This window comes from Marinilabilia salmonicolor JCM 21150 (genome assembly GCF_000259075.1).
Lineage (GTDB): Bacteria > Bacteroidota > Bacteroidia > Bacteroidales > Marinilabiliaceae > Marinilabilia > Marinilabilia salmonicolor.
The window spans coordinates 26437-39041 of sequence record NZ_AJKI01000044.1; the positions used below are offsets into that span (position 1 = coordinate 26437).

The following is a 12605-nucleotide window of genomic DNA, read 5'->3' on the forward strand; positions in this document are numbered from 1 at the left end:
CAGATTAAAGAATTGATAATAATGTGGGTAAAACGGGGTTGAAATGAGAACAGCAATTACCATTGACATAGACTGGGTGCCGGATAAGGTGCTGCATTATACACTGGAAATTTTGTCGAAAGCGGGGGTGCCGTGTACTCTTTTTGCTACCCATGTAACCAAGCTGTTGAATGGTCTCGACAGAAAACAGTTTGAAATTGGTGTTCATCCCAATTTTAATCCTTTGTTGAACAGGGATAAGAGTGCCAATGGAAATCCCCGGGAGGTAGTGGAACGATTAAAGAAGTCATTTCCTCAGGCCAGAGGTATTCGTTCTCACTCATCGCTGGTGAGTAATGTACTGGTTGAACTGTTCTCTGACCTTGGATTTGATTATGAAAGTAATGTTTGTTTACCTTACAGTCGTAATTTGGAGACACTTCCCTTATGGAATGATATATTGCGAATTCCCTTTAACTGGGAAGATTACCTGCATTTTTCATACGGGAATGATTTTTCCGATGCATGCCTTGATTTTAATGCCCGATTAAACATTATGACTTTTCATCCGGTGCATGTTTTTTTGAATACAGAAACCCGGGACAGATATGAGGGGGCCAAACCTTTTTATCAGGAGCCAGATCATCTGGCAGGATATAAAAATCCGGGTAAAGGAACGGAAACTCTTTTTAAAAAAATTCTGGAGATGGATCTGGAATTTGTGAAAATGGAAGATTTAGTGGATGAGTACAGAAAAGGGAAAAATAAGTACGAGTAAACTCAGGGTTTTTGTAGGGCCGGGAAATACCGCCGGAAATGCCCATTACATTGCACGTTCGCTTAGGAGCGTTGGTGTAAGAGCTACCGGTTATTGCTACCATGTTCATGAATTCGGTTACGCAGCAGACAGGGTAATTCCTCAGTTCAGATCGTTGAAACGAAAAGGAATTGTAAAGTTGGTAAACAACCGTTTTGTATTGAGGCCGGTCAATGCAGTAATAAGGTTCTGGTTTTTCCTGTCGGTATTGTTCAGGTACGACCTGTTTTATTTTATTTCTCCCATCACCTTTTTTGAGAATCACAGGGATCTGGCCATTCTAAAATTTTTTGGAAAAAAAATTGCCTTTTTTTTCCCCGGTTGTGCCGAGAAAAATCCCCATGATGCCCTGAACTCGATGAAGTACAGCGATTGCTGGTATTGTACCGATGTGAGGAAGCAACGGTATTGTCTGTGTCACAAGCCGGATCAGAAAAGAAATAAAATAGAATATTTTGAGGGGAAAGCTGATTTTATTTTTTCCCGACCCAATACCTCCGGATATCTTAAGTATCCACAAAAGGCATTGCCGATGTGGTTAATGACGGATGCTCCGATGCAAACGGTAGATCTGCAGCGTTATCAGGATGGAAATTTCTGGCGCATCATGCACTTTCCGTCTCATCAGGAACTTAAAGGGACTCGCTATGTGGAAGCAGCCATTGCATCACTGAATGGAAAATATAAGATTGAGTATCTTTCGGAGAGAATGTCTAACAGGGAGGTTTTGGAGAACCTGGAGAAGGCACACATTCTGGTCGACCAGTTTACGCACACTTTCGGGTTGCTGGCTATCGAAGGGTTATCCAGGGGCTGCGTGGTTATTTGCCGGATGGAAGAGTGGGCCCGCAAGTGTTACCCGGATATCCCACTGGTTAGTTGCAATCCGGAAAATCTGGAAAAAACTATTGCGGAATTACTTGCCAACCCTGAGAGAATGCAGCAGATAGCGGAAGATGGCATCCGTTGGTTTCGGGAAAATGCCATGTTGGACGTGGTGGGCAACAGGATGTTGAATGTTTTTGAAAATAAGATTTCATGCTGACAAAGAAAAAATTAATTTTTATTCCTGTTCTTTTTCTCTGGGGAGTATTTCTCCCTGGTTCCCTCACTGCGCAGGGGGTGCCGGTGTCTGTTGATAACTTTGGGGTTTATGAGCTGCTGGACGAATTGGCCGATATGGGAGTTATTGACATCAATACAATTGCCAGGCCTTACGGACGAAAGTTTATATCTGACCGGCTGGTGGAGGCATCGGCTTATGACGAATTGCCTTCAAGGATAAAAAATGAAATTGCCTTTTACATGCGGGATTACCAAAAGGAACAAACCCGGGAAACTCCGGAAAATAAGCGATTTGATATTTTTTATTATACCGATTCCCTCTTTCAGTTGACAGTGAATCCCATTGTGGGACTAGAGGTTCAGTTTTCGGGAGGGGAAATGGCTTATCATCGTTTCAATGGCGGAGAGTTGTACGGAACCATTGGTGAGCATTTCGGGTTTTATGCCTCTTTACGTGATAATCACGAGTCTGAAATTTTGGGAGGACCGGATTATCTGATGTCACGAAGGGGGGCTGTCTATAAAGAGGATGATGACAGCGGCGATTACAGTGAGGCCAGAGGAGGTATCACCTGGTCGTGGGACTGGGGTGTCGTAGGTTTGCATAAAAACTCCTATCAATGGGGATATGGATACAACGGGACTAATATTTTTTCCGGAAACACTCCTTCGCATGCATTTATTTCTCTTTCTGTCAGTCCTGTGCCTTGGTTCCGGCTCGATTATATGCATGGCTGGCTGGTTTCGGAGGTGGTGGACAGTGTAGCGTCCTTCAGTTATTATGATGGTACCAGGGAGATTCTTGCCAATAAGTACGTCGCAGCCAATTTAATAACGGTCCGTCCTTTGAAAGGATTGTATGTTTCTGCCGGAAACAGCATTGTATATGCCGATACAAATGTGAATCCTGCCTTCCTGATTCCAGTGATGTTTTATAAATCAGTGGATCACACATACAACGGAGCATCTAATGAGGTGGGGCAAAATGCTCAGATGTTTTTTGGGGTTAGCAGTCGTCAGATTCGTAATGTTCATCTTTATTCCACACTTTTTGTTGATGAGATTTCCATTAACCGTATGTTTGATAAATCACAGCAATCCAATTATATAAGTCTGAAAGCCGGTGGCCGTGTTTCCAATCTTATTGATGGTGCCGCTTTTACATTTGAATATACCCGCAATCATCCCATGGTTTATCAGCATAAAATTCCTACAACAACTTGGGAAAGTAATCGTTACAATATGGGACATTATCTTCAGGATAACAGCGACGAGATCTTTCTGAGTTTAAAGTACCGTCCTGTTCGCGGTGTTCGGTTGGAGTTGTCTCACTTGTTGGCCCGGAAGGGGAAAGATTATCAGGAAATACTTAAAGCAGGCACAGAGGCGGATTATCCAGAAATTAATATGGATGAACCCCGCTGGGGGCTTCCTTTCATGGATGAGGTGAGATGGAAATTCCGAAAAACTGAATTGACAGGTAGCTGGCAGATTATCAATGATGGCTATTTATATTTCTCAGTTAGTCATCGGAAGATAAGTGGTGTTGATAGGGAAAAATATTTGCCAGCGTTTTTGAATGAGAATGGTTTGAGCGGTAAATTCGGGATAAATTACGGGTTTTAAGATTTTTGTAAACATAAAATGGGGAAAGAGCGAACAGACATATCAATGGTTGATCTCACAGGGCAGTACTTACGTCTGAAGCCTGAAATTGATGAGGCTATGCAACAGGTATTGAATCGTGGCGATTATATTAACGGTGCTGCAGTAAAAAATTTTAGCAATGCACTGGCCGGATACCTTGAAACAGATTACGTTGTTCCGTGTGCCAACGGCACGGACGCTCTTCAGGCCGCATTGATGGCACTGAATCTTACCCGTGGGGATGAGGTTATTACGTCAGCATTTTCGTTTGTTTCCACAGTGGAAGTGATTGTTCTCTTGGGCCTAAAGCCTGTGTTCGTTGATATTGATCCGGATACGTATAATATAGATACTGATGCAATCAGAAATGCATTAACGGAACGTACACGTGTTGTCGTTCCTGTACATCTGTTTGGGCAGCCGGCTCAAATGGACGAGATTATGGAAATTGCCCTTTCGCACAACCTTTATGTGGTTGAAGATGGGGCGCAAAGTATGGGTGCTTCTTGTATGGTTCGCGGGAATCAATATAAAGCCGGTACGGTTGGCCATATAGGGTGCACATCCTTTTTCCCGACCAAAAACCTTGGGTGTTTTGGCGATGGAGGCGCATGTTTCACAAATGATGAACAATTGGCCGGGCGACTTAAGATGATAATGAATCATGGTGCCCGAAAAAAGTACTTTAATGAAATAATTGGAATGAATTCCCGGCTGGACACTTTGCAGGCGGCTGTTTTGTCAGAGAAACTGACGCATCTCGATGATTTTATTGACAGGCGTCGGAGTGCTTCCAGGATTTATCTTGAAGGCTTGAAAGATGTTTCAGAATTGAATCTTCCTCATCAGACTGAGCAAAGTACACATACATTTAATCAGTTTACCGTGAGGGTGCTGGATGGGAAGCGAGATGAGTTGAAGCAATTTCTTGCCCATGAAGGGATTCCCTCCATGGTCTATTATCCTTTTCCTTTGCACCGGCAACCGGCTTTTGAAGTCCTGAGCAAAGGTGATTTGCATCTTCCGGAAAGCGAATTGGCTTGCATCGAGGTCTTGTCTTTGCCGATGCATACCGAAATGACAGAAGCACAACAGGAATATATTATTCAAAGAATTAAAATGTTTTTTGGGAAATAGGATTTTCCCAAAAATGTGTGATGAATTAAAAAATGAATAAATTATCGCATCTATTGTCGGATCAGAAAATGCCAGTTTCAAAGCCTGCCCCGATTTTTTATGGGGGCTTGCGAAGCCGCCAAAAACGGAGTTTACTCAGGTAAATGAGTATTTTGGTGGCAAGCGTAACGACGCAAATGGCACTTTATGGACAGACACTAAATAGTATATGTCCATAAACTAAGCGTTTTTCACGTGTTTGAGATAGAAAGTTCAAATTCAAGGCGTGTGAAAAATCTAAACCGCAGAATACTAGTGTATTTGAGGATTTATATTTTGAGCAACAACGCAGAAGTTGGACTTTATAGACAAACACTAAATAGTTATTTATGCAGGAATTATCATTACCAAAGATTCATCCGTCAGCAGTGATTGACGACCGGTGCGAAATAGGACCGGGAACCACCATCTGGCATTTTTGTCATGTTATGAGTGATTGCCGGATCGGGCAGAATTGTAATCTTGGCCAGAATGTGGTTGTTTCACCAGGAGTTGTGTTGGGTGACAACGTAAAGGTTCAGAATAATGTCTCCGTTTATACGGGAGTCGTTTGCGAAGATGACGTTTTTCTTGGACCATCGTGTGTCTTCACCAATGTTTCCAACCCGAGGAGTGGCGTTCCCAGGCGGAATCAATACGAACAAACGCTGGTAAAAAAGGGTGCTACCATTGGTGCCAATGCCACCATTGTTTGTGGACATACCATCGGGCGCTATGCCTTTATTGGGGCTGGTGCAGTGGTGACTCATGATGTTCCTGATTATGCTCTGATGGTTGGAAATCCGGCCCGGCATACGGGTTGGATGAGTGAATTCGGACATCCACTGGAGTTTGGCGAAGATCGCATTGCTGTTTGTCCCGAAAGTGGTGATCAATATGTGTTGCGCGACGGGAACGTGGTTAAAATATAATTTTATGGTTACATCAGATAAAATCAGGTTTGCAATTGTCGGACTCGGACGAATTGGCAAGAGGCATGCGGCGATGATTCAGGAAAATCCGGAGGCAGAACTTTGTGCGGTATGTGATGTGCGGTCTGCTGATGAGACCGGTTGGGAGGATGGGGATATTCCCTATTTTAATGATTACAGCCGAATGCTGGACGCCCTTGAGGATTGTCATGTGGTGAATATTTGTACCCCTAATGGATTGCATGCAAGCCAGGCGGTGAAGGCACTGGAGCAACGGAAGCATGTGGTTGTGGAAAAGCCAATGGCATTGACCCGTCTGGAAGCCGAGAGCATTATTCATAAAGCATTACAGGTCTCCCGGCAGGTGTTTACCGTGATGCAGAATCGGTACTCTCCACCTTCAGTCTGGCTGAAGGAGGTAATGGAGAAAAAACTGCTTGGGCAGATTTACTTTGTGCAACTCAATTGTTTCTGGAATCGTGACGATCGCTACTATAAGAACAATGGTTGGCATGGCACGGCAGAGTTGGACGGGGGAACGCTATTCACTCAGTTTTCACATTTTATTGACATTCTCTACTGGTTGTTTGGGGATGTTACGGATATCCATGCAGATTTTAATGATTTTGCGCATCAGCACTCCACCGATTTTGAGGACAGTGGTTCGGTAATGTTTAACTTTGTCAATGGAGGCATGGGGAATATTAATTTTTCCACGGCTGTGTGGGATCGGAACCTTGAAAGTACCATCACCATTATCGGGGAAAAGGGGACAATCAAGGTGGCCGGACAGTACATGAATGAAGTGGTGGAGTGTAATGTGCGGGATTATCAGATGCCGGCATTGCAACCCTCGGCTCCAGCTAATGATTATGGCGGTTACAAGGGGTCAGCTGCCAATCATCATTTTATTATAGACAATGTCATTCAAACGCTCAGAGAAAAAACATTTGTTACCACGAATGCCCTGGAGGGATTGAAAGTCGTGGATATTATTGAGAGAATTTATCATCATAGAAAAAACAAATCATTCAAAGCTTATGTTTCAGCAACTAATTAACAAGGAGACCAAACTGTCAGTGGTTGGTCTGGGATACGTAGGGCTTCCGATTGCACTGGAATTTGCCCGTAAAATGAAGGTTATCGGTTTTGATATTAAACCATCCCGCGTGGAATTGATGAAAAAGGGTATTGATCCCAGTAATGAATTGGAAGTTTCCGATTTCAATGGGTGCGATATTGAGTTTACCAGTAATCCGGCCGATTTACGCGAGGCTACCTTTCATGTTGTGGCCGTTCCTACGCCAATAAATAAACATAATCTGCCCGACCTTAATCCTTTGTTAAGTGCATCCCGCACTGTTGGTAAGGCATTGAAAAAGGGTGATTTCGTGGTTTTTGAGTCCACAGTTTATCCCGGCTGTACCGAAGAGGATTGTGTGCCTATCCTGGAAGAAGAATCAGGATTGAAGTTCAATCAGGATTTTAAAGTGGGCTATTCTCCCGAAAGAATTAACCCCGGTGATAAAGAGCATACATTGACAAAAATTCTGAAAATTGTTTCGGGTAGCGACCATGAAGCTTTGGAGGTAATTTCTGATGTTTATGGTTCAATAATAAAGGCTGGAATCCATAAGGCCAGTTCCATTAAAGTTGCAGAGGCGGCAAAAATTATCGAAAACACCCAGCGTGATGTGAATATTGCCTTGATGAATGAGCTCTCTTTGATTTTTAACAGATTGAATATTAATACCTATGAGGTGCTGGAAGCTGCCGGAACCAAATGGAATTTCCTGAGGTTTTTCCCCGGATTGGTTGGCGGGCACTGTATCGGAGTTGACCCCTACTACCTGACCTACAAAGCTAACGAACTGGGGTATCACTCCAAGATTATTACCGGTGGACGTGTGATTAATGATGCCATGGGGCCGTATGTGGCCAAGCAGGTTGTCAAAAAGCTCATCTCCAAAGGTCATAAAATTAATGGTTCCAAAGTGTTGATTATGGGGGCTACCTTTAAAGAGAATGTCAGCGACATCCGTAATTCCAAGGTGGCTGATGTCTATAATGAACTCCGTTCCTTTAGCGTGGATGTAGATGTGGCCGATCCTCATGCATCATCGGAAGAGTTGATGGAAGAGTATGGGTATGGACTGGTGGATGAAATCAGGGAGAATTATCATGCGGTTATTCTGGCAGTCAATCATGATGAGTATATGAAACTGGATGAGTCCTATTTCAAGTCTATCACTCTTGACGATGCTCTGTTTGTTGATGTGAAAGGTGTATTTAAAGAAAAAATCAAGGGCTTGGATTACTGGAGTTTGTAAATCATGAATGGAGCCGGAGATGCTTTCAGAAACCAATATCCCAATATCAAAAAGTGAACATCGCACCGGCAGTCGCCGGTGCGTATTGTATTTGTTGCCCGTAGCGTTTTTTCAACGGTCTGATGAGCCCGGGTTTCAGGTGCAGACACTGAATTTCCGGACTGCCTTTGGTTTTGTGGTGCCGGAGTTGCACAAAAGGGATATGGAGGTAACACTGGTTTCTTTGAACAATAATGCCAGACAGATTGTCTATGCCCGCGATTTCATAAAAAGCACCGGATTGTCCTGGATTTGCCGCACTTTTTTCTTTGAACGAAAAGCCGGAAGGGGACGTCTGTTTCCTCAATTCTTGCAGTTGTTGCTTAACCTCAGATGGTTGTTGCGGGTTATGAAGGGAGTTCGGCCTGATGTGGTTTATGGTTATAACGATGTGGGAACGTTGTATGGTGTGTTGCTCAAACTGCTTTTTCGTTTTCATCTGGTTTACGATATGCGGGGAGATCGCGTAAATGAGATGGCTGTTCAGGGGGCTTCCAGTTGGCGGGTTCGGCTTTATCGCCTTATCCGAAGGCTCTGCCTCCAAAAGAGCGATCTGGTGTTTACGGTTTCCGATGAGTGCCGGGATCTGCCTGCCGGCCAAAAGCATTTAGCGAAATATAATTTCTACGATGCCGCTCTTTTTTCTTTCGATGAAGAGGAGTCCCGTCGGACCAAAGACAAATTAGGACTGGAGAACCGATTTGTTTTGGTGTATAGTGGTACCGATAAATATTATCAGATGGTGCCACAAATGGTCGAATTTTTTGCAGGGTTTCGAAAAGTCTGTCCCGATGCTTTTTTTATGATAAATCTTCCAGTCAGGTCCGAATTGTTTGAGGCGGAACTTCAAAGGTGGCATTTGCCTGAAGACTCGTTTCGTATTTTTCATCTGGATCAGTCTGATCTGAATCGTTATCAGACGGTTGCTGACATTGCCTTGCTGATGCGTGAGGATTTGCCCCTGAATCATGAGGCTTTTCCGACCAAGTTTCCGGAGTATCTGGCAGGTGGGGTTCCTGTGTTGGTAACGCCGCATGTGCATACTCTGGCAAAGATGGTTCACGAAAATGGTTTGGGTGAGGTTTGGGAAGATGAGGAACCGGTGGAGAAACTGTATGGCCGGATACTTTTGTATCGAAACAACCGGGAGAAAAAAAAGCACTGTGCCAGGTTTGCCCGAGAACACTTATCGTGGCAAAACAGAGCTTCCTGGGTGACCGGAATTCTTGATTCACTTTGAAAATGAAGAACCGCACCGCAAATAAGGCACTTTGTGTTCTGAATTTTTCCGGAAGATTCGGAGGCGCCGAAAAGCGCTATGCCACTCTTTTCAACCGGCTGATGACCGATGGAGCGGACTATTATATGGTCATGAATACCCGTTTATACAGACTATTGGTCAGTAGTTCTGTCCTTCTTCCGCATGAGCGTATTGTTTTGTTTAATGACGGGGGCGATGGTGTTGCAGGCCCGGCAAAGAGCAAAAGAGATTTTACGGGGGGTGGAAGAGCGTCAATTGCGGGTAAAATGATTCGTTTTGGAGGTTCCTGTAAGTACTTTCTGAAGACTTTTCTTCTTTGGTTGCGCTTCTCGTTCTTTTTTATACGAAAAGTAAATGGGTTGAATATCAAGAAAATATATGCTGTATGGCAGGGAGGAATCTGGACGTGGATGTGGTGCAGGGGGTTTGGGATTGACCTTGTTTACAGCGTTAATGCATCGGATAAATTGATGCTTTACAATAGTGTCCTGAAATTCTTTGACAGTCAGTATTGGATTTTGCAACATGCTACTCATCTGGATTTTTTATCCCCGTCTTTGGTTCCTGAATACCAGAGAGCTATGGGTGTAAAATTAAAAGGTGAAAAGCTGGTTACGCCTTGTAGCTTTGTAGATTATTCCAACTATTATCCTGTAGAGCCTAAAAAGCCCTGGGTAGTATTTCTTGGGAGGTTAGAGCCTCTCAAAAATCCTGAACTTTTCCTTGAGGCGGTTGCTATTTTGGCTGTTGAGTCAACCTTTCAGGAGGTTACTTTTTTTGTGATGGGAACAGGAAGCGAACAACAGAATTTGCAGCAGTTTGTAGTTGACCGGGGATTACAGAATGTTGTGTTTTCAGGACTTCATCCGCATCCCTGGGAAATTTTGCAACAATCCTCGGTATTTGTTTCTCTTCAGAATAGTGAAAATTATCCCAGCCAGTCTCTCTTGGAAGCAATGGCCTGTGAAAACGGAGTGGTTGTTACCGATGTTGGTGATACGCGAATGCTTGTCACGGAGAAAGAAGGGATGCTGGTTGCTGTTGATTCTGGTGAGGTTGCCGATGCAATTCGTTTGTTAATGGAGAATGCGGAATTTTGCAAAACGTTGGGACGGGCTGCCAGAGAGAAAGTCACTTCGATGCATACACTGGAGCGTTTTGTTGCCTGGTTTAATCAGGTGATGAGGTTTTAATCGAATTATTTGGTATTGTTGAACTTCGTATGCATTTGTTCTCAGTAAGAGATTTTCAAATAAAAGAAATTACATAATGTTGTTTTGATAAAGTAATGTTGGATTTTTAAAAGTTCGAAGGTCTTTAAGCAATAGCCTGGGGCAACGCCGCAGGGAAATTGTAATAAATACATACCCCCTTCTCATTATTGATCGCGTTGTGACAATAATGAGAAGGGGGAGGGGGATACCTCTAAAACCAGGGCGTTGCCCTGGGCTATTGCTCTCAGGCTTTCAGCCTGTTTAAACCTTATCTGTCTTATGTATAAGGTAGTAATTTCAAAAGCAAGGCTTTTTCAATTTAAGGCATTTTACAAAGTTTTAAACGAATGCATAAAAAATTAGTCGCATCTTTGCAGATTGTTTTTGGGATTACAAGGTAAGAGAATGAACGATAAGAATCTTTTTGAACTGGAGAATAACCCTGTCGGATCATTGATGTGGCGCTACTTTTGGCCCGCATTCATTGGTGTGATGGCCAATTCGTTGTACAATATCATCGACCGCATATTTATTGGCCAATTTGTGGGGCCGGAGGCGCTAAGTGGAGTTACTGCTGTTTTTCCCGTGATGGTAATTATGATGGCCTTTGGTATGCTGATTGGGGTGGGAGCAAGCGTCCGATTGTCCCTGAACCTTGGGCGGAAAAATCTTGAACGTGCCCGTAAGGTTGTTGGAAATACGGTTTTGCTGATAATTATAGTTTCTCTTTTGGTGACGGTTATCGGCTTTGCAATCAAGGATCCCATGTTGCGATTGTTTGGGGCGACGGATGCTACCGTTGAATATGCCAACGATTATCTCAACTATATTTTGTGGGGGGTGGTGCTGCATGAGTTTGGTTTCTCAATGAATTCGCTGATCCGGGCAGAGGGAAATGCGCGCATTGCCATGATCAGTATGCTAATCAGTGCCGGGATCAACATACCGCTGGATGCCTTCTTTATTATATATCTGGACATGGGGGTTCAGGGAGCCGCGCTGGCTACCATAATTTCAATGGCCTGCTTATCCCTTTGGGTTTTGGTTCATTTCAAAAGCAAGCGTTGCGTTGTTCAGCTGAAGAAAAAATACATTGGCATTGATCCTGCCATTTTGGGGTCTATTATTACCGTTGGGTTAGCTCCTTTTGCCATGCAAATTGCCAATAGTGTAGTCCAGGCTTTGCTTAATCTCAGTCTCATAAAGTACGGAAGTGATCTGGCGGTGGGAGCGATGGGGATTATAATGAGTGTTGTGGTGCTGATAACGATGAGTATAGTGGCTTTAAATATGGCAGGTCAGCCCATCATTGGTTACAATTACGGCGCTCGTAATTTCAGCAGGGTACGCCAGACATTGAAAACAAGTATTGTTTTTGCTACAGCCATCTCGGTGGTATCCTGGGTTTTTATTCAATCGTTCCCGCGGGCCATTATTTCACTGTTTGTGGCCGATAGTCCTGAGATAATGCGTTATGGAGTTGGAGGACTTCGTTATTTTCTGATTGCTCTGCCCATCATTGGATATCAGATTGTGGTTGGAAATTATTTTCAATCAGTGGGAAAGGCGGGCAAGGCCATTTTTGTAACCCTGCTTCGCCAGGTTTTGGTGTTGATACCCCTGTTAATTGTGTTGCCCCGTTCATTTGGCCTTTTGGGAGTCTGGATTGCTGCCCCTATTGCAGATACGGTCTCCGGGGTATTTAGTGCCCTCTTTTTGATTTATGAATGGCGGCGGTTGAAGCGTCAGGAGGGGGTCATCCACTGATTCCTTGCACTTAGTATTTGGCAATTATTCCTAATCCTGTTCAAACAATATTTCTTTCCACTCAGGGTGTTTTTGGATGTAGGAAACAACAAAAGAACATTCAGGTATGATGCGAATCTGATTTTCCTGACAGTAGGTCAATACCTGTTTTACCAGACCGGATCCAACACCTTTCCCTTTCAACGGATCCGGCACTAAAGTATGGGTGAGTGACCATACCGATGGTTCGTAGGGATCGAAATAAAGGGTTGCCAGGTGTCCGTCGGCTTTAAGTTCAAAGCGCTTTTTCTCTTTGTTGAGATGTACTTTCTGTTCCATAACTCCGTAATCTTATTCAGAAGAATTGTTTCTCCTGATAGTGGTGATAAGAACTATCTTTTTTCGTTGATTATTATATTA

At 43.6% G+C, this 12605-nt stretch carries 11 protein-coding genes; 10 read left to right on the plus strand and 1 reads right to left on the minus strand.

Annotated elements, in window-relative coordinates; genetic code table 11:
• The first annotated feature begins 43 nt into the window (after positions 1–43).
• From W7W_RS0118170 to W7W_RS0118215, 10 genes are all read left to right on the plus strand, one after another.
• On the plus strand, positions 44–757 hold the full coding sequence (locus tag W7W_RS0118170) for a polysaccharide deacetylase WbmS family protein (protein ID WP_010665084.1): 714 nt from the start codon (positions 44–46) through the stop codon (positions 755–757).
• Positions 723–1841 (plus strand): glycosyltransferase, encoded by a 1119-nt coding sequence (locus W7W_RS0118175; protein ID WP_010665085.1) that lies wholly within the window; start codon positions 723–725, stop codon positions 1839–1841. Before W7W_RS0118170 ends, W7W_RS0118175 begins: the two co-directional genes overlap by 35 nt.
• Positions 1835–3487 (plus strand): hypothetical protein, encoded by a 1653-nt coding sequence (locus W7W_RS0118180; RefSeq protein WP_010665086.1) that lies wholly within the window; start codon positions 1835–1837, stop codon positions 3485–3487. Before W7W_RS0118175 ends, W7W_RS0118180 begins: the two co-directional genes overlap by 7 nt.
• Before the next feature lie 45 nt (positions 3488–3532).
• Positions 3533–4645, plus strand: a complete 1113-nt coding sequence (locus W7W_RS0118185; RefSeq protein WP_157202507.1) for a DegT/DnrJ/EryC1/StrS family aminotransferase — start codon at positions 3533–3535, stop codon at positions 4643–4645.
• Between the two features lie 368 nt (positions 4646–5013).
• Positions 5014–5595 (plus strand): acyltransferase, encoded by a 582-nt coding sequence (locus tag W7W_RS0118190; protein ID WP_010665088.1) that lies wholly within the window; start codon positions 5014–5016, stop codon positions 5593–5595.
• Between the two features lie 4 nt (positions 5596–5599).
• Positions 5600–6655, plus strand: coding sequence for a Gfo/Idh/MocA family protein (locus W7W_RS0118195; protein ID WP_010665089.1), 1056 nt, complete (start codon positions 5600–5602; stop codon positions 6653–6655).
• A complete protein-coding gene (locus W7W_RS0118200; RefSeq protein ID WP_010665090.1) occupies positions 6636–7925 on the plus strand; it encodes a nucleotide sugar dehydrogenase in 1290 nt (429 codons plus the stop codon). The genes W7W_RS0118195 and W7W_RS0118200 overlap by 20 nt, the downstream gene beginning before the upstream one ends.
• A gap of 19 nt (positions 7926–7944) precedes the next feature.
• On the plus strand, positions 7945–9204 hold the full coding sequence (locus tag W7W_RS0118205) for a glycosyltransferase (protein WP_044085034.1): 1260 nt from the start codon (positions 7945–7947) through the stop codon (positions 9202–9204).
• 2 nt (positions 9205–9206) lie between these two features.
• The gene (locus W7W_RS0118210) at positions 9207–10418 is read left to right on the plus strand and encodes a glycosyltransferase family 4 protein (protein WP_010665092.1); all 1212 of its coding nucleotides are present in this window, start codon (positions 9207–9209) and stop codon (positions 10416–10418) included.
• A gap of 426 nt (positions 10419–10844) precedes the next feature.
• Positions 10845–12206, plus strand: coding sequence for an MATE family efflux transporter (locus tag W7W_RS0118215; protein ID WP_025006864.1), 1362 nt, complete (start codon positions 10845–10847; stop codon positions 12204–12206).
• Positions 12207–12236: 30 nt separating this feature from the next.
• On the opposite strand, the gene W7W_RS0118220 is transcribed toward W7W_RS0118215, so the two are convergent.
• Positions 12237–12524 (minus strand): GNAT family N-acetyltransferase, encoded by a 288-nt coding sequence (locus W7W_RS0118220; RefSeq protein ID WP_010665094.1) that lies wholly within the window; start codon positions 12522–12524, stop codon positions 12237–12239.
• Positions 12525–12605: the final 81 nt, after the last annotated feature.